The organism is Terriglobus tenax (assembly GCF_025685395.1).
Taxonomy (GTDB): Bacteria; Acidobacteriota; Terriglobia; order Terriglobales; family Acidobacteriaceae; genus Terriglobus; species Terriglobus tenax.
In genome coordinates, this window is record NZ_JAGSYA010000003.1 from 201,346 (window position 1) to 224,149 (window position 22,804).

The following is a 22,804-nucleotide window of genomic DNA, read 5'->3' on the forward strand; positions in this document are numbered from 1 at the left end:
ACGCCAATGTTCCGGCAAGGCACGCCAAATCACTCTATCGAGGGGTGTTTATACGGTTTCAATCGTATAAATTCGTTGCATGTTGAATTTCCCCCGTACGCTGCTTCCTGCTGTCTTTGTGTGCCTGTTTGCCTTGTCAGGGCTATCTCATGCGCAGGTGCTTGGTGAGTTGAAGGGCCGTGTCTCCGATGCCAGCGGAGCCTCCGTTGTCGGGGCAAAGGTGACACTGACGCAGACGGCAACCGGTGTCACGCGCGATACCGTCACCGGTTCCTCCGGGGAGTACAGCTACACCCAGCTCACCTCCGGCGCCTACAGCGTGGGAGTTACGCAGGACGGCTTCGCACGGCTGCAGCGCAGCGGCGTCACCGTGACCACCGGGCAGACCGTTACCCTGGACCTGCAGTTGAAGCCGGGCAGCGCGGGCGAATCTATCACCGTGAATGAAGACGCGCCCCTGCTGCAGAGCGCGACCAGCGATATTGCAACCACCATCCCCAGCCACGCCATTGTTGCGCTGCCGTTGAACTCGCGCAATTTCATCCAGCTCACGCAGATGGCTCCTGGCGTGGAACTGCCGCCTGGAACAGTGCTGCCGCGTATCAACGGCGGACGCCCGCGCACCAACGAATATCTGTACGACGGTATCTCCGCCCTGCAGCCGGAGCCCGGACAGGTTGCCTATTTCCCCATCATCGACGGCATTGCGGAGTTCACCGTGGCCGCCAACAACGTCCCCGCCGAGTTCGGACGCTTCAACGGCGGCGTGGTCAATGTGTCCACACGCAGCGGAGGCAATGCCTTTCACGGAAGCGTGTTCGAGTTCTTTCGCAACGAGGCCTTGAACGCGCGCAATTACTTTGCCGGTTCCAACGCGCGCAAGCCGCAGTACCGCCGTAACCTGTTTGGCGGAACGCTGGGCGGACCCATCCTGCGTGACCGTCTCTTCTTCTTCACGGACTACCAGGGCGTGAAGCAGCGCATCGGTGTCACGCGCATCTCTACCGTGCCGACCAATGCCATGCGGCAGGGCATCTTCACCGGAGTCGCCCGTATCTATAACCCTGCGACGACCACCACTGTGGGTGGCCAGTTGCAGCGCGCGGAGTTTGCCAACGACGTCATTACTTCGTCGTTTGATCCCGTGGCGCAGCGACTTCTCAGCCGCATTCCCACGCCCACCAGCAGCGGAGCGTCGAACAACTACACGCGCACTGCTCCGGATGACGACCACCAGAACCAGTTCGATGTGCGCCTGGATGGCGCGTTCGGAGCGAAGGATCGCGGGTTTGCTCGCTACTCCTACTACCACGAGGTGGAGAACCCCGTAACGCCGCTGCCGGAAGGCTCAGGCTCCATCAGCGGATCCGTGCTGGGCACCGGCAATGTGGCCGGCCTGACCAACGTGCTGGGCCAGCAGGTGGTTCTGAATGAGACGCACGTCTTCTCGCCCACCGTGCTCAACAATCTTCGCGTGGGCTACACGCGCCGTGGCAACTCGCAGATTGGTGTATCGCTTCCGAACTCGCCCGCCAGCGACCTGGGGATTCCCGGCATTCCCACCAACGCTGCCTTCAACAACACGCTGCCGCTGTTCACCTTTACCGGTCTGCAGCAGCTTGGCGCGAATGCCAGCACCTCGGCGCGCTACCAGACCTCCGTCAGCGAACTGGTGGAGATGGTGGTGTGGACGCACGGAGGCCACTCGCTGAAAGCCGGTGGAGACCTGCGCCGCTATGAACTGAACGCCATCTCTCCGCCGAACCCGACCGGTTCGTTCGCCTTCACCACGACCGGCACCAACACGACCGGAAGCAGCGGCGCGACGGGCGGGAATGCCTTCGCCAGCTTCCTCCTGGGACAGGTGGACAACTTCTCCATCGACCTGCAGAGCCGCACCCTGCGCCCGCGAGACTACATCCATGAGTTCTTCGTGCAGGATGACTGGCGCGTCACGCCCAGGCTGACCCTGAACCTTGGTGCACGTTGGACGCTGCACATGCCTTCGACCGAGGCGCATAACCAGGGCGCGGTCTTCAACCTGGCCACACAGCAGCTTGACTATCTCGGTGTCAATGGCAACTCGCGCAGCGCCCGGCGCCTGCACTGGGCCAACGTGGCTCCGCGTGTGGGCCTGGCGTATGCATTGGACTCGAAGACCGTTCTGCGCAGCGGTTTCGGCATCGTCTTCATCGATCAGAGCGGCATCACCACGCCCTTCACCACGCCGCAGTACCCGTTCATCCAGAATGTGCAGCAGCGTACGCAGGACGGATATGTCTCGCCCTTCCAGTTGAGCAGCGGGCCAACCGTGCAGCCGATTGCGTTGACACCGAATGCGGGACTTGGACAGAGCGTCTACACCGCGAACCGTGATGCAGGCTCCGGCTATGTGCAGCAGTGGAACCTCGCCGTACAGCGCGCCATTACCAGGAATATGTCGCTGGAAGTGGCCTACGTCGGCTCGCACATTGTGCATGTGGGGATTCCCGATTCCAACCTGAACCAGCTCACCGCCACGCAGCTTGCGCAGGGAAGAGCCCTGACCGCGCGTGTCACAAATCCCTACTATGGACAGTTGCCGGCGGGCTCCACGCTCAACACGCCGACCATCGCCGCAGCGCAGTTGTTAAAGCCCTATCCCCGCTTCCAGAACGTGGCGACGTATCGCAACAACTCCGGTACGACGAACTACAACGCCGTGCAGGCGCGGCTGGAGCAGCGTCTCTCCGACGGGCTGTATCTGCTGGTCAGCTATGCGCACTCCAAGCTGATTGACGATGCCTCTTCCGTCTTCTCGTCGACGGTGCTGTCGTCGCCCAACACCTCCTCGCTCGTCGCGGCGGACACCTATCGTCCGTACCTTGAGCGCGACTCCTCCAGTGGCGACATGCCCAACGTGCTGACGGCCAGCGTGGTCTATGACCTGCCGAAGTTCCGTGGGCATGGCGCGGCCACCACGCTGCTGGGCGGATGGACCGTGAACGTGATCGGCACCATGCAGAGCGGTATGCCGGTCACGGTGACGCAGGCCACCAACAACAACAGCTTCGCGGGAGTTGTGCTGCAGCGGCCAAACATCGTCGCTTCGCCGTCACTGCCAGCGGGCCAGCGCACGCCGCAGCGCTTCTTCAACACGGCGGCGTTCCAGACCGCGCCGCAGTTCACCTTTGGCAATGGCTCGCGCAACCCGGTACGCGGCCCCGCCTATCGCGATGCCGATGTGGCCATGGTGAAGCACACCCTGATCGGTGAGCAGACAGACGTGGAGTTCCGCGCCGAGCTGTTCAACGTCACCAACACGCCCGCCTTCTCGCAGCCCAATGGATCGTTTGGCGCAGCGGCCTTCGGCAGTATCACCAGCACCACGACTGATCCGCGTGTCGCGCAGTTCGCGGTGAGGATTCGCCGCTAAAACATCCTCAAACCTTTGTCATTCCGACCGAAGGTGCGAAGCGCCGAAGTGGAGGGACCTGCATTGATATTGCCGTAAATGCAGATCTCTCCACTTCGCAGGACGCTGTCCTGTTCTGGTCGATGACAGAACTTTAGACCGGAATCTCCACTTGCCTGCCGTCGTCGCGCGCCTTGTTGGCCTGAATGACCGCGAGCGCCGCCGCGCGGCCGATATGCACGTTCGATACCGGCTCGGCGTTGTTGCGCACGCAGTAGATAAAAGCGCGTGTCGCCGCCGTCGTCGGGTCTTCGGCGGTGGTGACGTCCACTGGCTTGCCGGCTCCTCGATAGGGCATCTCGTTGGAAGGCTTGTAGCTGGCGGTGGTGGTTACACCCTTGTCTTCATTCTTGCCGGTGGCAGCGGGCTTCACGATCTTCGCCGGCTCGTAGTAGAAGGTCGCGTCTTCCAGCGTCAGGTTCAAGGATCCCTTGGTGCCGTAGACCCACAGCTGATCGCCGCGCATGGCGTTGTTCAGCATGCTGGTGAAGATGAAGCGGCGGCCTCCCGGATAGCCCAGAACGACCTGCACATTGTCGTCTGTCTCGCGGCCATCGTGATAAGTGCAGATGGAGCCGGAAGCAATCGCTGTCGTCGGGTTCGCGTCCATGATCCAGTTGGCCAGGTCAATGTGGTGTGTTGCCAGTTCGGCGATCAGGCCAAGCGACCACGGGCGGTAGAGCCGCCAGTTGATCAGGTGCTCCAGCTTGCCGCCGGGGTCCTGCGCGGGGACGGGACGTCGCCAGTCATTGTTGCGATGCCAGTAGCCCTGGATGTGCGTGACCGTGCCAATCTCTCCCTTGGCAATGCGAGCCAGCGCCGCGCGAATCCACGGCGAGTAGCGATACTGGTGTCCAGCCTGGAAGATCTTCTTCGTTCGTCCAACCGAGGCGACCAGCTTGTCGGACTCCTCGGCATGATAGGTCATTGTCTTCTCGCCGTAGACATTGTGGCCGCTGTCCAGCGCAGCCAGCATGTGTTCGCCATGCAGGCCCAGCGGCGTCGCCACCACAATGGCGTCCAGGTCCTTGCGATCGCACAAGGCGCGGTAGTCCGTGTGGCGTGCCACTTTGTAGCCGCAGGTCTGGTCCAGTTGATCGAAGCGCGGCTCGTAGACATCGGCGGCTGCGACAATCTTCACCCCGGGCACGCGCAGAAAGCTGCGCACCAGCTCCTTGCCGCGGCTGCCCGGACCAATCACTCCCAGCCGGATGGGCGAGCTGTCGCGCGTCATTGCGGTCTGGCGGTCAGCCTCCTCCACACGCGACTGCATGGCAAAGGCGGAGAGCGGGGAAGGCGTAAGGGCGGCGGCGGAGAGCGAGCAGATCAGTTCGCGACGAGTCAGCAAGCGGTATTTTCCTCGCACGCAAGGTTAAACGACTTACCGCACCTTCGGCCAGCGCAGAGCCTGCACGCTCCCCTTGCCATTCGCTGTGCGGTACACCAGCACGCTGATTTCAGGGTGGTTGCGCAAGCTCTCTTCCACCTGTGCGGCAGGCAGCACAAAGGCTACGGTGGAGACGGCATCGCCGTCTGTGGCGCTGGGCGAAAGCACCGAGCTTTGCAGGACGCCTTCGACTGGCCTTCCTGTGCGCGGATCGAAGATATGGCAATAGCGATGGCCGTTCTGCACAAAGAACTTCTCGGTACAAGCCCCTGTGGAGATGGACAGGTCACGCAGGCGCAGCGTCTGCGGATGTTCCTTGTCCGCGGGGTTGGGAATGGTCACCGGCCAACCTTCTTCGTCCGGTGGAGCACCCAGCGCGTAGATGGTGCTGCCTCCCGTTGAGAGCAGGGCAGAGGAGATACCTTCCGCCTTCAGGCGGGCCACAACGCTGTCGACGGCGAAGCCCTTGCCGATGCTGCCGGGGTCAAGCTCCAGTGCGCGATGGTCGCGGAAGCTGACGGTGCGTGTCGCGGCGTCAAGCTGCAGATTCTGCCAGCCCGTGTCCTTCTTCGCTTTGGCGAGATCAGCTTCCCCAGGTACGCGGCCCTGCGCCCGGAAGAAACCCCACACGCGCAGCAGCGGGCCAACGGTGATGTCGAAGGCTCCGTGAGAGACATGGCTCCAGTACACCGATCGCGCGAGGAACGCGAAGCTCTCCGGGTCCGTCGTTACTGGTCCGCTACGGGCTTCGCGCGTGATGCGGCTCAGCTCGCTCTGGGGCTTGTAGTTGCTCAGCAGGTCGTCCAGCCGGTCAACCTCGTCCCACGCATCGCCAATCGCCGCGTTGGCTGTGGCTTCGTCCGCGGCATACAGGTCAAGCGTGAACTCCGTACCCATGGCGCGGTGTGTCGCGTGGAAGCGCTGCTGGGCGCTGAGTGGGCTGCAAAAGAAAACGGCGCCGCAGGCAACAAGCATGCAGCGCCGCAGGTTCATGGTGAAGTCCTTTACTGGATCAGGCGCGAGACCGGCGTGTACACGCGGTCCTGGTCCCTGGCGACAGCCTCATAGGTGCAGTGGCCCTTGTAGGTGTTCACGCCCTCGGCAATGCCCTTGTCCTGGCGGATCGCCGCTTCCGCGCCGTGCAGCGCCAGCTTCATCACGTAGGGGAAGGTCGCGTTGGTCAGCGCCAGCGTGCTGGTGTTGGGCACAGCGGCCGGCATGTTGGTCACGCAGTAGTGGACCACTCCATTGACCTCATACGAGGGGTCGGAGTGCGTGGTCGGGTGCGCAGTCTCAATGCAGCCACCCTGGTCGATGGCCACATCCACAATCACCGCGCCCTTCTTCATGTTGGCCACCATCGCCTTGGTCACCAGCTTGGGAGCGGCAGCGCCTGGAATCAGTACGCCGCCGATCAGAAGATCGGCTTCCGCCGCGGCCCTGGCGATGTTGTAGCTGTTGGAGGCAACCGTGGCGACGCGTCCGCCAAAGATGTCGTCCAGTTCGCGCAGCCGTTGCAACGACAGGTCCACAATGGTGACGTTGGCGCCCATGCCTACGGCAATCTTTGCCGCGTTGGTGCCCACAATGCCGCCGCCGATGATGGTGACGTTGCCCGGAGGCACGCCCGGCACACCGCCCAGCAGCAGGCCGCGTCCGCCATGCGCCTTGGTCAGGTACTCGGCGCCTACCTGTACGGAGAGACGTCCTGCAACCTCGGACATCGGTGTCAAAAGCGGCAGGGTATTGAAGCGGTCGCGCACGGTCTCATAGGCAATGCCCGTAACCTGCTTGTCCAGTAGCTTCTGGGTCAGGTCTTTCAGCGGAGCCAGGTGCAGGTAAGTGAACAGGGTCAGACCTTCGCGGAAGTGACCGTATTCTTTCTCGACCGGCTCCTTCACCTTGACCACCATGTCAGCCAGCCGCCAGGTGTCATAGGCAGAGCCGACAATCTCCGCGCCGGCGTTCTGGTAGTCGTCATCGGGGAAGGCGGAGAGCTCGCCGGCGTTGTGTTCCACAAGCACCTTGTGTCCAGCTTCCGTAAGAGCACGCACGCCGGCAGGGGTAATACCGACGCGCGTTTCGTGGTCCTTAACTTCTTTAGGAACACCAATGATCATTGCAGCGTAAACCTCACTTTTCAGAGTGTATTCCTCTCAACCGGCTCCGGCATCCCCCGCCGGGCCGGTCAGTGAGCGCTGGTCTCCAGCTTCCATACGGCAACGTCGTTCGGAATGTTCGTGACCATGTTCTCCGGCTTCAATTCCAGGGTGCCTGCAGGAACAATGCCGAGGCGTGCGTATACCGTCACGGAGGTGATCTGCCAGGCCTCCGGCCCGGTCTGGACGCAGTGGAACATCAAGGACGTGAGATAAAGTTTGTCGCAGAAGGCATCCGCGTGCAGCCGGTCCAGCGGTTGCGGCGGCCCCATAAAGCTGTCCACCTTGTTCTCGCGGTCAAAGGCGGCAATGCCGCGGCTGGCCAGGTCATGCTGGAACTTCAGGTCGCCCATCAGGCCATCCAGTGCGATGATCTGCGCCGTGGTGTAGTAGGCAGCGCGCCCAGGTTTGTCGAAAGCCAGAACCACCTGCATCCCCTTGCCGGGGATATTGGCCTGGTATTCCGCCCCGCGCTGCTCCGGCTTGTAGTGGCCGAAGCGGCGGTAGCTGGCCATATACCAGGAAGCAAGCAGGGCCAGCACCGTAACGGCCGAGAGTGCCGGAGCAAATCGTGCCAGCGATGTGGTCCTCAGCAGGCGGGCAACGCACCGGGCCAGCAGTACCGAAGCCAGCAGGCTCCAACTGGTGTAGTACCAGGTCCAGCGGGTCTCGGCCGACATTACCAGGGAGATATAGATTGCATGCGTCAAAACTCCGGCAGTGAAGGGAACCTCAATGCAGCGGAAGAAGTTGTCCCGCTGCCCCAGCGCTTCCAGCACGATGCAGGGAAGGATGATGAGCATCGCCAGCTGACCGACATGCGGAATATTCGTAAACAGGGCATGGTGCTCGGAGTGAGCCTTCAGCATGCCGCTGATCGGCTGGATGGTCCCAAACCAGACCACGTTGCTGGTGACATAGCCGCCCCACAGCACAATGCAGATAGGCAGCAGAAGGATCTGCAGCCGGCGTACGGCGGAGCGAGTCTCCGTGGGAGCCAGGAAGAAGACGGCCAGATAGACAAACGTGACAATGAAGATGTTGTCCAGCCGGCTCAGTACGGCCAGCGCTGCGCTCAGGGTGAACAGGATGCCCGATGTCCAATCCGGCAGGCTCGTCAGCCTGTAACCCGTCAGCATCAGGCACACCAGGCAAAGTCCGCTCAAGGCTCCTTCGGTGCCAAGCTGGGTGGTGAAGCAGAACGGCATGTAGAGCAGGAAGGCAGCCCACCACGCTTCCGGAGCAACCTTGCGAAGCAGCCTTGCCAGCACAAACAGGGCGCCTGCATTGACCACGGCGATCGCGAGCCCGATGCCATGAATGGCGCTGTCTTTCGTGGGAAACAGCTTGAAGACCAGCGTGCAGACCAGCATCCACAGCGGATGGTAGCCATTGGTCGGCATCACGTTATTGAAGGTGCTTCCCATTCCACGGGCAATGTTCCATGCCACCTGGAAGTAGAAGTAGCTGTCGTCTGCGAAGAAATTATCCGGCCAGCGGATGAGCACGTAGGCAAATAAAGCAAAAGTCAGGAAAAAGCCCGCGATCAGCCATGGGGAAACAGAAGAGCGAGGCTGAACCTGGTGCGTGGATTCGTGCTGCATGATCGTCATCCCTCATTTAGGCTTTACGCGGAGTCCCGGCGCATTGCTGTCGCGCACCGGAAATCATGGCTTCGCTTCTCAAGAATCAAGCTGCCTGCACAATTGAGAAGGGGCGTCCCGCGAAGGGTTGCTGTAGTCTCCTGGAAAAATGCAAATTCTTCAGAATGTTACAAAGGGCAAAGCAACTGCTACAGGAACTCAGTCTACGGTAGTCCCTGGGCCTGTCAGAAGGATGAAGGCTTTGACTTCATCCCAGCTCGTTGTGATGATGGCGTAAGGTAACACGGCTTCCACGAGGAGACAAGGCAACACATGGCCCAGGCAAGACAGAGTACGGTCACGCGAAATTTACTGATTGTCTACTGCCTCTCCACGGTATTGATCTCCCTGGCGGCCTGCTACGCCTTCCTCAGCCAGCACCGGGCATCGGTATACCTGTTGCCCAACCTTGTCGGCCCCACCGCGCAGTCGTTGACTGAGCGGCATAGCTTCACCGTCTGTCCTACGGACCCCGCCATCGATCCATACCTCTGCCTGTATGACGGACGTATGCCCGCCGCCAGTGTTTTCATCGCCGTGTTGCGTGGCATCGTCGGAGATGATTCGCTGCGGGTCGGCCTGGTTAAGACCGTCCTGATGCTTACACTGGTCTGGCTGGCCGGATGGACCGTGTTCTCCTCCGTCAGCCCTCGCAAGGCAGCACTGGTGCTGGCGCTGCTGCTTGTGCCCTTCTTTGCAACGCCGCTTCTGGCGGACGTCGTGAACCTCCAGGTGGAGGAAGGCTATACCTACAGCGCCCTCATGCTTTGTGTGGCCCTGCTGCTGTTTCCAGCCTTCTGGATCAGCGAGAGCGGCCGCGCCAGGTGGCCGTGGCTCATCACCCTGGCGCTCTCGGTCGACCTGTTGTACCTGGCCAAAAGCTCGATGATTGCTGTAGTGGCGGTGCTCGTGTTCTGGGGACTGCTGCAGGTTAAGCCGGGCGCACAGCGGCTGGCTCTCTGCCTGCTGGTGCTGGCTGCTCCGGTTGGCTGGATGGTCCACGCGCACACAGTCAGCGGGCGCTACGCCATCGGTACCAGCCTGGACGGCATCAACTTCCACAAGGGGAACAATGCGAAGTTCCTGGAGCGGTTCCCTCCTCAGCCCGGAAGGAATCTCGATGAATTCGACCATGAACTGAACGTCGGTCACGTCTTTCACAACGAATGGGAGTACAGCGACTACCACCTGCAGGCCGGCAAGCAGTACATGCGCAAGCATCCATCCGAGACGGTGACAGGCTGGTGGCGCAAATTTTACGTCCTGTTCTTCAGCATGAAGAAGATCGGCTCGACTGAGAGCCAGGGAGCCATGAGGCTGGCTGAGACCCTGGGCCTGGTGATCCTGCGGGTGTTCCTCTGGGTTTCCTTCCTGCTCTGTTGCCTGTGGATCGTCCGCCCGGCTCTGCCCGGTGACCGGCTTTCGGGGCTGCTGATGCTGGCGTTGTTCGGCGCGGCTGCGGCACCTTACCTTGCCGGTTTTGGTTACACCCGGCACATCAGCGTGCTTCTTCTGCCCGCCGCGCTGGTACTGTGCAGGTACGCCGCGCCCAAAGCCCGGTTTTTCTAGTGTTCCTCAGGCCCAAAGCAGATTTTGTGGTCTTACAATGGAAATAACCTACGGATCAGGATCCCAGCTTCAAAATGTCGTCAAACGGTTTCCAGCAGCGCACATCGCGGGGGCGTAGCCTACGCTCTCTGTTCAGCCTTTTCTCCAGCGATCTTGCCATCGATCTCGGCACTGCGAACACCCTGGTCTATGCCCATGGGAAGGGAATTGTCGTCAACGAGCCGTCGATCGTGGCCATCAACAAGTCGACCGGCGAGGTTGAGGCCGTCGGGAAAGAGGCCAAGGAGATGCTTGGCCGTACTCCGGGCAACATTGTTGCCATCAAGCCGATGAAGGACGGCGTCATCGCCGACTTCAAGGTCACGGAGAAGATGCTCAACTACTTCATTCAAAAGGCGCATAACCGCAAGCGCATGGTGCATCCGCGCATCATCATCGGTGTGCCGTCTGAGATTACACAGGTGGAAAAGCGCGCCGTTGAGGACTCCGCCTACCGCGCAAAGGCCTCCGAGGTGTACCTCGTTGAGCAGGCCATGGTGGCCGCCATCGGCGCAGGGCTGCCCATTACCGAGCCCGGCGGCAACATGGTTGTCGACATCGGCGGCGGCACTACGGACATCGCCGTCATCTCCCTGGCCGGCATTGTGTATTCGCGCTCCGTCCGCATGGCTGGTAACCAGATGGACGAGGCAGTGATGAACTACCTCAAGCGCAAGTACAACCTCCTGATCGGCGAGCGTACCGCGGAGCAGATCAAGATGGAAGTCGGTTCCGCCTATCCTCTGGACAAGCCGCTGACGATGGAAATCAAGGGCCGCAACCTGATTGAAGGCGTGCCGAAGACCATCACCATCGACGATTCGGAGATCCGCGAGGCTCTGGGCGAGTGCATTGCCACCATCATGAATGCCATCCGCGTCGCTCTCGAACGCACTCCGCCGGAGCTCTCGGCCGACATCAGCGACCGTGGCATTGTGCTCACCGGCGGCGGAGCCCTGATCAAGAACCTGGACAAGCGCATCCGGGAGGAAACGGGGCTGCCCGTCTCCATCGCCGACGATCCGCTCGCTTCCGTGGTTCTGGGCACCGGCAAAATGCTCTCGGACTTCAAGCTGCTGCGTAAGATTTCGATCGACTAACCACGGTCCATGGGGCGGCCCTGAAGGGGCCGCGCTCTTTCGCCTTAGGCTCTCAAGATCATGGAAGGGTTTTTCGCCAGGTACAAGAACGCGCTCGTACTGATTGCGGTGCTGGTGGCCTTCACCATTGGCCTGGCCGTGCAGGTGCGGAGGCCCGACTATGGCTCGCGCGAGGACGGCAGGAACGTCCGTGTCTTCCGCTACTGGGCCGTGGCGCTGGTTTCGCCGTTCGAACGCCTGTTCCGCGGAACCGGGCAGGGCATCCGTGGCATCTGGCATAACTACATTGACCTTCGCGGCATCCGCAGGCAGAACGAGCAGTTGAAGCAGGACCTGGACCGCATGCGTCTCTACCAGGCCGCGCTGGCGGAAGACGCTCGCCAGGGCCAGCGTCTACAGACCCTGCTCGATTTCAAGCAGAAGTACATTGCGAAGACAGTCGCCGCGCAGGTCATCGGCACCAGCGGAAGCGAGCAATCCCGCGTGATCTATATCGACAAGGGCGTGGCCGACGGCTTGAAGCCGGACATGGCGGTCATTACGCCGGACGGCATCGTGGGCAAGCTGCGCGACGTATTTCAGCACTCGGCTCAGGTGCTGGTTATCAATGACACCACCTCCGGCGCGGGTGTCGTGCTGGAGACGACGCGTATCCGCGGCGTCCTGCGCGGCACCGGCGACGGCCGCCTGCGCATCCTTGACGTTCTGCCCGACAGCCGCATCAAGCCCGGTGAAAAGGTGCTGACCAGCGGAGGAGACCAGGTCTTTCCGCGCGGCCTGAACGCCGGTGTGGTGGAGAGCATCGGTCAGGACCGCAACTATGCCCGGGTGATCGTCAAGCCGACCGCGAATCTGGCCCGTCTGGAAGAGGTGCTGGTGGTCGTCGAGAAGGGAGCAGCCGCCTCCGACCAGGTGGCCTCTGCCGAAGGAGAGCCGGAGACCGGCGCACGCGGCGAACATCTGCCGCAGCTCAGGCAGGACTCCCCGGATGAGGAAGCGAAGGAGGCCAAAGAGGCCCCGCTGCCGCGTCCGACCCCTGTCACCCGCCCGGACAAGTACAGCCCCGGCACAACGCCTTCGGCAGCCTCTCTGACCCCAGGTGCACGGCAGGGAGAGGCCGATACGGCTCCTCAATCCAACCAGGGAGGGAACGACCGCTAATGGCAGGCCTTGGACGCATGTACAGTTCCCGCCGGGAGATGGATGAGCACGTCTTTCATCCGGCAATCAGTCTTATCGTGCCGCTGGTGGCCATCTTCGCCGGTGCCTACCTGCCGCGGCTGGCTCCGTGGCTCATCATTCTTGACTTGCCACTGATCGTCGTCATTTTCTTCGCGGTGGCGCGGCGCAGCCCCATCTCCGGCGTTCTGACCGGCGGTGTCATCGGCATGCTGCAGGACCTCCTGCTGAACCAGCCCATCGGCATCAACGGCATGGTGAAAGCTATCGTTGGCTACATTGCAGCGTCCATCAGCCTGCGGGTTGATGTGGATGCGCTGGCCACGCGGGTCGTCATGAATTTCGGCTTCTGCCTGCTGCAGAGCGTGCTGATGCTGGGCATCTATCACTGGCTGCTGCAGGATGTGAATGTGCAGGTGCGCTGGCTGCATGAGCTGCTGCGCGCGGGTGTGAATACGGTCATCGCCATTCCTCTGTTTTTCCTGCTGGATTCCACCAAGCAGCAGGCCTGAAGAGAGCCGTTGCACAGCGCGCCAGGGCAGGCGCAAGGTTATAGGCGTAGGTCGGAGCGGAACCAATGCTGGACGAAAACTCGGTCATATCCAAAGAGGAGAAGGTCTCTCCGCTGAAGCTGAACATGGTTCAGTATGTTGTGGCGCTGATGCTCGTGGTGCTTCTCGCCGGGCTTTGGCGTCTGCAGGTGGTCAGCGCCGACAACTACCGCGTTCTGGCCGAGCAGAACCGCATCCGCAAGGTGCCCATTATGGCGCCGCGCGGCAAGATCTTCGACCGCGAAGGCCGTCTCCTGGTCGACAACTACGCCTCCATCTCCTGCTACCTTCTGCGCGAGCCCTCGCACGACCTGACCGCTGACCTGCCCCGCATCGCAGAGGGGCTGCATATGACGGTCGACCAGATCCAGTACGTTCTGCGCAAATACCAGTACGCTCCCAAATACCAGCCCATCCCGCTGAAGCAGGACCTCTCGCCCGACGAGGTGGCCTTCATCGAGGCGCACCGCAATGAGCTGCCCGAGCTGGAAACACTGGACGAGCAGCGCCGTCTGTATCCCAACGGAGGCTTCGCGGCCCACCTGATCGGCTACGTTGGAGAAATCAGCGAAAACGACCTGAACAAGGAGAAATACGCCTTCTACCAGGCCGGCGATGTTGTCGGAAAGTCCGGCGTGGAGGCTACCTACGACGCCGTCCTGCGCGGTACGGACGGCTCCCGCGATGTGGTCGTCGACAGCCGTGGCCGCGAGGTCGGCCAGCTTGGCCAGCAGGACCCCGTCCCCGGCAAGGACCTTCGCCTCAGCATCGATCTTGACCTGCAGATGGCTGCCGAGAAAGCCATGGAAGGCAAGACCGGCGCCATGGTCGCCATGGACCCGCACACCGGCCAGATTCTCGCCATGGTTTCGCGGCCTACGTATGACCCCAACCAGTTCGCCGTCCGCCTGACCCGCGACTACTGGAACAAGATCCTCAACGACCAGGACCACCCCATGATGAACAAGGCCATCCAGGCGCAGCTCGCACCGGGGTCCACCTTCAAGATCATCATGTCCTACGCTGGCCTGGAAGAAGGCCTGGCGCAGGATCTGCACGTAAACTGCGCGGGCGGCGGCACCTTCTTCGGCCACTTCTTTGCCTGCGACAAGCACCACGGAGGCGTCGACATCTATCACGCCATTCCGTGGAGCTGTGACACTTTTTACTACACGCTGGCCGAGCGCCTGCAGATCGATACCATCGCGAAATACGCCACCTCGGTCGGCATCGGCCAGAAAACCGGCATCGACCTGCCGGACGAGGCAACCGGCACGATGCCCTCTACCGCCTGGAAGCTGAAGAACTTCCACGACAAGTGGTACGCGGGTGAGGTCATCTCGGTCGGCATCGGGCAGGGAGCTGTGCAGGCTTCTCCCATTCAGCTGGCCCGCGCGCTCAGCGGCATTGCCTCCGGCGGAGCCCTGAAGCGTCCACACGTCATCCTCGACGGTCAGCTCCCGGAGCAGTATGTCCAGGCCGTACGCGATACCTATCCCGGTAGCGGGGAAAAACAGGTGCCCCTCAAGACGGAGAACTGGCAGATCATCACTGATGCCATGGCGGAGACCCTGAACACCGGCACCGCCGCCGCCTCTCACTTGGAAGGCATCGACTTTGCCGGAAAGACCGGCACCGCGCAGGTGATGAGCCACGCGGCCCTGGCGCGTTCCGGCGGCGGCAAAAAGACCGTGCCCAACGCATGGTTTGTCGGCATGGCTCCGCGCCGCAATCCGGATATCGTCGTTGCCGTGTTGTGGGAGAACGGCGACTGGGGATCGAACTCCGCCAAGCTGGGCGCGCAGGTGGTCAACACCTTTGTGGAAAAGCAGAGGAAAAAGGCCGGCAACCTGATCAAGGTCGCTGAAGCTCCCAAACCCGCGCCGTCTTCTGGCAGTGCGGCTAAAAAAGAAGAGCCGGTCACCAACTAGTCAATTCGCTGCCCGGGAGACGAGCCGTATTGCTCTCCACGCAGCCGTTACACTGAAGCTGTCCTATCTCCATGCGCCGTTTTTCAACCTTCCGCGATTTCGATTGGGTCCTGCTGGGCTTTGTGCTGCTGCTGAGCGTGATCTCCGTGCTGGAGATTTACTCGGCGACGATGCACACCAAGTTCCATGGTTTTGAGAAGAAGCAGATGGAGTTCCTGATCATCGGCCTGGTGCTGATGTTCCTTGTCTCGCTGATCGACTATCACATGCTGCTGGAGATCGTTCCCTGGGCCTATGGGGTCAGTATCGTTTCCCTGATTGCGGTGGCCCTTGTGGGAACAAGGGTGCTCGGCGCAAAGCGGTGGATCAAGTTTCCCGGGGGCATTCACTTCCAGCCAAGCGAGTGGATCAAACTCGTGCTGGTGATCGCCGTCGCCCGGTATTTCTGGAGCCTGGGCGGGCGAGACCTTACCTGGAAGGACATCGCCAAGGCCTTCGCACTGGTGTGCATTCCCATGCTGATGGTGCTCAAGCAGCCGGACCTCGGCACCGCGCTGACCTATTCACCCATCCTGATCTGCGGCCTCTTCCTGGGCGGCATCCGCTTCAAGCAGGCGGCCATCCTTGTCATCAGCTTCCTTCTGCTGGTAGGCGGGGTGTGGAAGACGGGTAAGTTGCTGAAGCCTTACCAGAAGGCCCGCCTGACCAACTTTATTGACCCGGACAACGACCCGCAGGGCTCCGGCTACCAGATTCGCCAGTCGCTGATCGCTGTCGGCTCGGGCGGTATCTGGGGCAAGGGAACCACCAAGGGCACGCAGACGCAGGGCGACTTCCTGCCTATTCCGTATACGGACTTCATCTTCGCAGCCTTCTGCGAGGAGCATGGTTTTGTCGGTGCGCTGGGCGTTCTGCTGATCTACTTCCTGATCCTGATGCGGCTGATCCAGAACGCGCAGACCGCGCCCGATCCACCCGGAGCCTTCATCATAATGGGCATTGTGGCCATCATCATCTTCCAGATGGCGGTCAACATCGGCATGGTCATCGGCTTTATGCCGGTCACAGGCATTCCGCTGCCGCTTATGAGCTACGGAGGGTCGTCCGTACTGTTCACCTTCATGGCGCTGGGGATTGTGATGAATGTGCGTATGCGCCGGTTTGTGAACTAGGGCTTTGACGGAATCTTGTAGAACTCAAACTGCTTCGGTCCAACGTCCCTGAGATCCACCTCATCACCTTCTTTTAAGGTCGAGCGCTTTCACAATAGTCTCGGAAAGCGGAAGAGCAAAATCGTCATCCCATTTTTCTATTTGCATGGCCAGATTGCAGGTCTAATTTCCTTCCCGCACCTCGGATAGTGCATACTAGGGGCATACCTGCCCGAGGCCAGGCCTCCGGCAGATGGGTTGCACCCGTCCTAGCGGCGCTTTGTGAGCGCGGGCGGCGAACAAGATTTTATAAGTGATTCCAGCCAGGCGAGGACGATTCCGCCCGCTGGACAGGATTGAAGAAGAAACGATGAATGCATACGGACCGCGAACGGCCGCACCTCACGTTGAGGCAGCACAGGTCACAAAATCCGTATGTGTTTTCCCCGCTGTTACCCCCTCTATGTCAGTTATGGAACACTTCGATGCTCCCCCGGGAACGGGGCGGCACGGGGCGGGAGCGTAGCACGGAATTTTCTGCTTTTCTGTTCGGCAGGTAGTTGATTCGCCTGGTCTTTGAAGAAAGAGACCAGACATGTCGAAGGAAATTTTCATCTCCTCAACGCCGCACGAAACGCGGCTGGCCATCGTGGAAAACGATGCGCTTTCGGAGATCTACTACGAGCGCGAGAACGAGTACACCCTCGCCGGCTCCATCTATAAAGGCAAAGTAACGCGCGTTCTCCCGGGTATGCAGTCGGCGTTTGTCGACATCGGCCTGGAGCGCGATGCCTTCCTCTACATTACCGATTTTTTGGAAGAGAGCCCGGACTCGGATGAGTTCGATACCGAGGGCTCTGCTCCTGCCGCAAGTGCCAGCACCTCGTCTGAACCGCGTGCTGAGCGTGGCGACAAGGCCGACCGCGGGGACAAGGGCGGACGCCGCCGTGGCCGTGGACGCCGTGGACGCGACCGTGGCGACCGCACCGAACAGCCCCAGGCTGCGCAGGACGCGCCCACCGGCGAGACCGTTGTACTCGAAGGCGGCTTCTCGGATGACGAGCCCGCAGAGTTTACCGCTCCGGCAGTAAGCGAGGGCGGAGACAGCCAGGCACAGGGTGAGGACGAGGCAGGCAGCCGTCGCTGGCGTGGCCGTCGCGGCCGTCGCCGTGGCCGCGGAGCCCGTCGTGACGAGCAGCAGGCCGCTCTGAGCGGTGAGCCCCGTTCCGAGCATGAGTCCGACCCCGTTGAATTTGAGCCCGAAGCACACCCGGCTGAATTGCCGGAGCTGCACGCCGAGGTCGCCGCTGACCTGGAAGCGCCGTTTGTTCTGCCCGGCGAATCTCTATCGAAGTACCGCACCGGCGGCGAACCTGCTCCCACGGAAGAGGCAAAGCCCGCAGCCGCTGCTGCTCCGGCCGTTGTTGGCCTGGCCAAGCCCAAGACCCTTGTAGAAGAGCTGGACGCCACCGGCTGGGATGGCGGTTTCGCTCTTCCCGGCGAGACGCTGAGCCGCCGTCGTGGCGGCAAGCCGCAGGCAGCTCCCAGGCCCATCGCGGAAGCTGTTCCTGTCATCGCCGAGCAGCCCACCGAGGTACAGGCCACCGCTACCGATCTGGAGTTCTCTCCTGCAGCGGAGGAGAAGCCGGTCGAAGCCGCTGCTGAGGCAGTAGTTGAGGCCTCTCCTGTTGCCGAGGCTGCCGTCGAAGCTGCTCCTGCGGAAGCTGTTGTGGAAGCACCGGCTGCCAAGCCGGAAGAGCCCACCGAGTACGAGCCCACCGAGGGGTCAGCCTCGTTCCGTGTCGATCCTTCGCAGAGCGAGTTCCGTCAGAAGCCGGAACCGGAGGTTGAGGAAGAAGAGATTGTGATCGAGGAGGCCGCTGCTGAGGAGAACGAGGCAGTTGAGCATGCCTTTACCACCCTGCAGCCCACGGGCGAGATGATCTCTGAGGTAGCGACTCCGGAAGACCCCGCCGCTCCGATCGAGCACGAGTCCGCTGTACAGTCCGTCACTCTCGCGGAAGCTGAGTTTGCCGTGACCCCGGTGGAAGAGACTGTTGCCGCCGCTTCGCCTGTCCTGGATGGCGAGTTTGAAGAAGAGGTCATCGAAGAGGAAGAGTACGAGTTCGAGCCTCTGGCCATGCACGCCTCCGACGATGAGTTCTTTGAGGATGACCTGGAGGAGGAGACGCTGGAAGGCGCCGCCGACCTGGGCACCATGCTGCGCGACATGTCCATTGACGAGGCGACCCAGCCCGATGAGGACGAAGAAGAAGATGAGGACGAGCACGAGGAGCTGACACTCGAAGGCGATTTTGAGGAGACCTCAGAGGAAGATGCTCCCTCAGAAGAAGAGGCGGAAGGTGTCACCGCCGACGGACAGGCCCAGCCGCGCCGCGAGCGCAGCGGCCGCCGTGATCGGGATGGCCGCCGTGGCGGACGCAGCGGCGGACGTGACCGTGGCGGTAACCGCGACCGCGGTCGTGGCGGACGTGGCCCCAGCCGTGCCTCTATGCAGACCACCGACCTGCCGGCCATCAGCGACCTGCTGAAGCCCGGCCAGGAGGTCCTGGTCCAGATCGCCAAGGAGCCCATCGCCAAGAAGGGTGCGCGCATCACCTCGCACATTGCCCTTCCGGGCCGCTTCCTGGTCTTTATGCCGACGGTCAACCACGTTGGTGTCTCGCGTAAGATCTCGTCGGATGATGAGCGTCGCCGCCTGAAGCAGGTACTGCTCAGCGAAAAGGGCGAGGCCACCGGTGGCTTTATTGTCCGCACGGCCGCCGACGGCGCCAGCGAGCAGGAGCTCCGCAGCGACCTTCGCTTCCTGATCAACCTGTGGAACGATATCAAGGGCCGTTCGGAGTCTTCCAAGCCGCCCGCGCTGATCTACCACGATCTCAACCTCGTCGAGCGCATCCTGCGCGACCAGGTCACCGATACCTTCTCGCACATCTGGGTCGACACGGAAACCGAGTACGAGCGTGTCCTTCGCTTCCTGCAGCGCTTTGAGCCCTCGCTCATTCGCCGCGTGAAGCTCTACACCAAGGAAACGCCGCTCTTCGAGCAGTTCGGCATCTCGGAAGAGATCAACAAGGCCCTGCGTTCGAAGGTATGGCTGAAGTCTGGCGGATCCATCGTGATCAACCAGACTGAGGCGCTGGTAGCCATCGACATCAACACCGGCAAGTACGTCGGCAAGACGGCCCGCCTTGAGGACACCATCGTCAAGACGAACCTCGACGCCATCCCGGAGATCGTTCGCCAGATCCGCCTGCGCGACCTGGGCGGCATCATTGTCATCGACTTCATCGACATGGACGAGCGCAAGAACCGCCAGAAGGTGCTCACCGCTCTCGAAGAAGAGTTGAAGAACGATCGTGCCCCGTCGAAGGTTCTGCAGTTCAACGATTTCGGTCTTGTGGCGATCACGCGTAAGCGCGTGAAGCAGTCGCTGGAGCGCACCCTGAGCACCCAGTGCAACATCTGCGCCGGCACCGGCATGGTGAAGTCGCCGGTCACGGTTGCCAACGAGATCTACATCGAGATGCGCAAGATGTACAAGCACATCGACAAGGGCGACGTGATGCTGCGCGTGCATCCTGAGGTGGTCAAGCAGTTGAAGACCAACAATGCAAACTGGCTGCACGAGATGGAAGAGATGACGGGCAAGACCATCCTGGTGAAGAGCGACCCGAGCCTGCACCCGGAGCAGTTTGATATCCACTAAACCCTAATGGAATGGCGGGTTCCGCATTGCACGATGCGGAACCCGTTTTCTTTTGTTTGTATCCATTTGCCGGGAAAAAGCGTCCTACACAACAACCGGGAAAAACCGGTGTCTGAACAGGCCAGAGGATACCCATATCCTCGTTTGAACCAAGGAGCGATACATATCATGCAGATGAGTACTGAGTTTGCCGGCCGGCGCATTGTCAAAATTCTAGGAGTGTTTGCCCTGGCGGCAGGATCGCTGGTCGCCAAAGCGCAGACCGCACAGGAACCGAAGCTGGATCTGACTCCGTCTCTTCCTTCGCTGAACCAGTACCTGCACGACACTACGCCGGAGGCGAGCTACAGCTCGTCGCAGGTGGCCATGGTGGAGCCTGCCATGAACTTCTCCTCCAGCGAGATGCAGCCGCCCCCGCGCCGCCAGTACGGGCGTCCGCGTTACAACGACCGCAACCATAATCCTGATGGCTCCAACCGCTACACCTTTGCCGTCGGTGGCGGATTCGCCGTTCCGGCCGGTCACAGCGGCCAGATCTTCAAGCCAAGCTGGAAGTTCATGGTCGGCGGCGGTGTGAACTTCAACAAGACCGTGGCCCTGTTGCTGGAATACAACTATGACCACTTCGGCATGACGCAGGGCTACCTGCAGGCCGTGGCCGATGCCAATGACATGACCCAGCTGGGCGGCAACGGCCACCTGTGGTCCGTCACGCTGAACCCGATGATCACCTACTACCACGGCGAGAGCCTGGGCGCGTACATCATCGGCGGCGGTGGCTTCTATCGCAAGCTCTTCAACTTCACGCAGGCCACCACGCAGCTTTGCTACAGCCCGTATTACGGCTACTACTACTGCACCGGCAACCAGACCATTGCGCACTGGTCCAACAACGCTGGCGGAGCCAACCTGGGTGCGGGCTTTACCTGGAAGGTCTCCAAGTGGAGCAACCAGAAGTTCTTTGCCGAGGCACGCTACGTATGGGTGAACAACCAGAAGAACCTGAACAATGGCTGGATTGAGGCCAACGACCGCACCGGCTATTTCCCGGTGACCTTCGGTCTACGTTGGTAGAACACCGGAAGCAGAAACAAAAGGGGTGACGGCAGACCGCCGTCACCCCTTGTTCTTTATGCCTATGCGGGCCTACATGCCTGCGATGAGCAGCGATCCACCGGCAATTCCGGCAACGGCAAACAGCGCCTGCGCCGCGCGCGAGCGGCTCAACTGGCCGCTGTTGGTCAGCACAATATAGCTAATCGCCAGGACCAGGATGCCCGCAGGCAGATAAATCTGGTATGGCTTGTCTCCGGGAGACAGACGGGTGGCGACATACCCTCCAGCCGCTCCGCACACCGCCCATAGAAGCGAGTGCAGCGTGATGAAGGCGCCGGTGAAGTGTCCCTTGCGCATGACAAACCTGGGTTGCAGCGCGGTAACGCCAAAGGTCAGTGCAAGATAGACCCCGATGACCGCAAGGTATCCGCACAGCACGGAGATGACTACAAAGAGAATGAGGTGGGGCATTCGTTTCGATCCTATCGCATGCCAGCTTCCACCGCAGTGGAATCCAGGGGGAGATTTGTGATCAGATCGACCAGCTTTCCGTCCTGATCGACATAGTAGGTGTCCTCGATACGGATGCCAATCTTTTCTTCCGGAATATAAATCCCCGGTTCGATAGTGAAGACATTGCCCTTATCCAGGGGCTTGGCGGGGTCGTACGGATCATGCACATTGATGCCGACGTGATGGCCCAGACCATGCAGAAAATACTTGCCGAGCGGCTCGCCATGCAGGTCCTTGCCATGGGTGTTGATGTAGTCGTAGGCCACCTTGTCGAGCGTATCCGTCACCTCGGGTCCGCGTTGATTCACATTGCCCAGCCGCGTCTTTCCGGCGGCGAAAGCCTCTGCGGCGGCGCGATGCGCCCCAAGAACGATCTCGTAGATCTCGCGCTGGCGGGCGGTGAACCTGCCGTTCACCGGCATGGTGCGTGTAATGTCGGACGCGTACATGGAATACTCGCAGGCCGCATCGATGGTGACGACATCGCCCTTCTCCATCAGGGCTTCATTCGATGAGTAATGCAGCGTGGTGGAGTTCAGTCCGCTGCCCACAATCGGTGCATAGGAGACGCGCTCGCACCCTGCCTCCAGAAACTTCTCGGTTTCCATGCCCGCGATGGTGCGCTCTCGCACTCCCGGCTTGATGGCCTTCATGCCAGCCTTCTGTCCTGCGACCGAGGCCACAGCCGCCTTGCGCAGAAGCTCGATCTCCGCCGGCGACTTGACCATGCGCTGCGGGACCAGCACAGGACGCACATCGCGTGCTGACAGCCCACTGCCGCCCAGCACCGCCCCGGTGAACTCCATCGCCGCCTTCGCGGCCGCCACATCGTTCTGCGTATAAAGATTCGCTGCGCGCCGGCGGTCTTCGCCGATGAACTTCCCCAGAACCTCGGGCAGCGCGGACATCGGCATCACTTCGGCAAAGCCGGTCTTGCTGGTCACGTCTGCGGTGGTGGCGTCCATCTTGATGCCGGTGTACTTTTCCAGCACCAGGTTGCGCGTGGGCAGGAAGAGGATCTCGCGGTAGACGTGCGGGGGAATCTGCGTTCCCAGCCGGTCCACGGAACCATCGCCCGCGCCGATAATCAGCAGCGCAGCTCCGGGCTCATTCCATCCGGTCAGGTAGTAAAAGTCCTCATCCTGCCGGTAGGGCATAAAGTCCAGCAGCGGCTCTTCACCAGCGAACAGCAGGGCTGCGCCACCCTTCAGGCTGGCGCCCAGAGTTTCGCGCCGCTGGTGGTATTCGGGCTGTGGGACGGAGTCCAGGGCATGGGCCATGATCGATCCGGCCAGTAGTAGAACGGCAGAAGCTAAGGGACGAATACGCATTAGCACTTCCT

General features: G+C 61.3%; 15 protein-coding genes. 9 read left to right on the plus strand and 6 right to left on the minus strand.

Annotation, left to right across the window (positions count from 1 at the left end; translation table 11 throughout):
• Positions 1-79 precede the first annotated feature (79 nt).
• Entirely contained in the window at positions 80-3,415 is a 3,336-nt protein-coding gene (locus OHL13_RS00945; RefSeq protein ID WP_263408239.1) for a TonB-dependent receptor, read from the plus strand.
• A gap of 133 nt (positions 3,416-3,548) precedes the next feature.
• Here the strand turns inward: OHL13_RS00945 and OHL13_RS00950 are convergent, their stop codons facing one another.
• The 4 genes from OHL13_RS00950 to OHL13_RS00965 form a co-directional block, all read right to left on the minus strand.
• Positions 3,549-4,802, minus strand: coding sequence for a Gfo/Idh/MocA family protein (locus tag OHL13_RS00950; RefSeq protein WP_263408240.1), 1,254 nt, complete (start codon positions 4,800-4,802; stop codon positions 3,549-3,551).
• A 33-nt stretch (positions 4,803-4,835) separates the two neighbouring features.
• On the minus strand, positions 4,836-5,834 hold the full coding sequence (locus OHL13_RS00955) for an FAD:protein FMN transferase (RefSeq protein WP_263408241.1): 999 nt from the start codon (positions 5,832-5,834) through the stop codon (positions 4,836-4,838).
• An 11-nt stretch (positions 5,835-5,845) separates the two neighbouring features.
• Positions 5,846-6,961: an alanine dehydrogenase gene (gene ald / locus OHL13_RS00960; protein ID WP_263408242.1), complete on the minus strand. Its 1,116-nt coding sequence runs from the start codon at positions 6,959-6,961 to the stop codon at positions 5,846-5,848.
• Positions 6,962-7,029: 68 nt separating this feature from the next.
• Positions 7,030-8,604, minus strand: coding sequence for a hypothetical protein (locus OHL13_RS00965; protein WP_263408243.1), 1,575 nt, complete (start codon positions 8,602-8,604; stop codon positions 7,030-7,032).
• A 312-nt stretch (positions 8,605-8,916) separates the two neighbouring features.
• Here OHL13_RS00965 and OHL13_RS00970 point away from each other — a divergent pair, with 312 nt between their 5' ends.
• The 8 genes from OHL13_RS00970 to OHL13_RS01005 all read left to right on the plus strand — a co-directional run bounded on the left by OHL13_RS00970 (position 8,917) and on the right by OHL13_RS01005 (position 20,967).
• Positions 8,917-10,212: a hypothetical protein gene (locus OHL13_RS00970; RefSeq protein ID WP_263408244.1), complete on the plus strand. Its 1,296-nt coding sequence runs from the start codon at positions 8,917-8,919 to the stop codon at positions 10,210-10,212.
• A 74-nt stretch (positions 10,213-10,286) separates the two neighbouring features.
• Positions 10,287-11,351, plus strand: a complete 1,065-nt coding sequence (locus tag OHL13_RS00975; protein ID WP_317889889.1) for a rod shape-determining protein — start codon at positions 10,287-10,289, stop codon at positions 11,349-11,351.
• 60 nt (positions 11,352-11,411) lie between these two features.
• Positions 11,412-12,512 carry a rod shape-determining protein MreC gene (gene mreC, locus OHL13_RS00980; protein ID WP_263408245.1) on the plus strand — a complete coding sequence of 367 codons (1,101 nt, stop codon included), beginning with the start codon at positions 11,412-11,414 and terminating at the stop codon, positions 12,510-12,512.
• Positions 12,512-13,042 carry a rod shape-determining protein MreD gene (gene mreD / locus OHL13_RS00985; protein ID WP_263408246.1) on the plus strand — a complete coding sequence of 177 codons (531 nt, stop codon included), beginning with the start codon at positions 12,512-12,514 and terminating at the stop codon, positions 13,040-13,042. The genes mreC and mreD overlap by 1 nt, the downstream gene beginning before the upstream one ends.
• Positions 13,043-13,107: 65 nt before the next feature.
• Complete coding sequence (mrdA, locus tag OHL13_RS00990) at positions 13,108-15,012, plus strand: penicillin-binding protein 2 (RefSeq protein WP_263408247.1); 1,905 nt, start codon at positions 13,108-13,110, stop codon at positions 15,010-15,012.
• Positions 15,013-15,083: 71 nt separating this feature from the next.
• A complete protein-coding gene (gene rodA / locus OHL13_RS00995; protein ID WP_263408248.1) occupies positions 15,084-16,184 on the plus strand; it encodes a rod shape-determining protein RodA in 1,101 nt (366 codons plus the stop codon).
• A 574-nt stretch (positions 16,185-16,758) separates the two neighbouring features.
• Positions 16,759-19,893 (plus strand): Rne/Rng family ribonuclease, encoded by a 3,135-nt coding sequence (locus OHL13_RS01000; RefSeq protein ID WP_263408249.1) that lies wholly within the window; start codon positions 16,759-16,761, stop codon positions 19,891-19,893.
• Between the two features lie 168 nt (positions 19,894-20,061).
• Positions 20,062-20,967 (plus strand): hypothetical protein, encoded by a 906-nt coding sequence (locus OHL13_RS01005; RefSeq protein ID WP_263408250.1) that lies wholly within the window; start codon positions 20,062-20,064, stop codon positions 20,965-20,967.
• A 72-nt stretch (positions 20,968-21,039) separates the two neighbouring features.
• Here the strand turns inward: OHL13_RS01005 and OHL13_RS01010 are convergent, their stop codons facing one another.
• Both OHL13_RS01010 and OHL13_RS01015 read right to left on the minus strand, forming a co-directional pair.
• On the minus strand, positions 21,040-21,420 hold the full coding sequence (locus tag OHL13_RS01010) for a hypothetical protein (RefSeq protein ID WP_263408251.1): 381 nt from the start codon (positions 21,418-21,420) through the stop codon (positions 21,040-21,042).
• Positions 21,421-21,431: 11 nt separating this feature from the next.
• The gene (locus OHL13_RS01015; protein ID WP_263408252.1) at positions 21,432-22,793 is read right to left on the minus strand and encodes a M24 family metallopeptidase; all 1,362 of its coding nucleotides are present in this window, start codon (positions 22,791-22,793) and stop codon (positions 21,432-21,434) included.
• Positions 22,794-22,804 lie beyond the last annotated feature (11 nt).

Bases quoted from the DNA above. Each gene is read 5' to 3' on its own strand.
- OHL13_RS00945 (WP_263408239.1), top strand. From the start codon at position 80: ATGTTGAATTTCCCCCGTACGCTGCTTCCTGCTGTCTTTGTGTGCCTG.
- OHL13_RS00955 (WP_263408241.1), bottom strand. From the start codon at position 5,834: ATGAACCTGCGGCGCTGCATGCTTGTTGCCTGCGGCGCCGTTTTCTTT.
- ald (WP_263408242.1), bottom strand. From the start codon at position 6,961: ATGATCATTGGTGTTCCTAAAGAAGTTAAGGACCACGAAACGCGCGTC.
- OHL13_RS00965 (WP_263408243.1), bottom strand. From the start codon at position 8,604: ATGCAGCACGAATCCACGCACCAGGTTCAGCCTCGCTCTTCTGTTTCC.
- OHL13_RS00970 (WP_263408244.1), top strand. From the start codon at position 8,917: ATGGCCCAGGCAAGACAGAGTACGGTCACGCGAAATTTACTGATTGTC.
- OHL13_RS00975 (WP_317889889.1), top strand. From the start codon at position 10,287: ATGTCGTCAAACGGTTTCCAGCAGCGCACATCGCGGGGGCGTAGCCTA.
- mreC (WP_263408245.1), top strand. From the start codon at position 11,412: ATGGAAGGGTTTTTCGCCAGGTACAAGAACGCGCTCGTACTGATTGCG.
- mreD (WP_263408246.1), top strand. From the start codon at position 12,512: ATGGCAGGCCTTGGACGCATGTACAGTTCCCGCCGGGAGATGGATGAG.
- mrdA (WP_263408247.1), top strand. From the start codon at position 13,108: ATGCTGGACGAAAACTCGGTCATATCCAAAGAGGAGAAGGTCTCTCCG.
- rodA (WP_263408248.1), top strand. From the start codon at position 15,084: ATGCGCCGTTTTTCAACCTTCCGCGATTTCGATTGGGTCCTGCTGGGC.
- OHL13_RS01000 (WP_263408249.1), top strand. From the start codon at position 16,759: ATGTCGAAGGAAATTTTCATCTCCTCAACGCCGCACGAAACGCGGCTG.
- OHL13_RS01005 (WP_263408250.1), top strand. From the start codon at position 20,062: ATGCAGATGAGTACTGAGTTTGCCGGCCGGCGCATTGTCAAAATTCTA.
- OHL13_RS01010 (WP_263408251.1), bottom strand. From the start codon at position 21,420: ATGCCCCACCTCATTCTCTTTGTAGTCATCTCCGTGCTGTGCGGATAC.
- OHL13_RS01015 (WP_263408252.1), bottom strand. From the start codon at position 22,793: ATGCGTATTCGTCCCTTAGCTTCTGCCGTTCTACTACTGGCCGGATCG.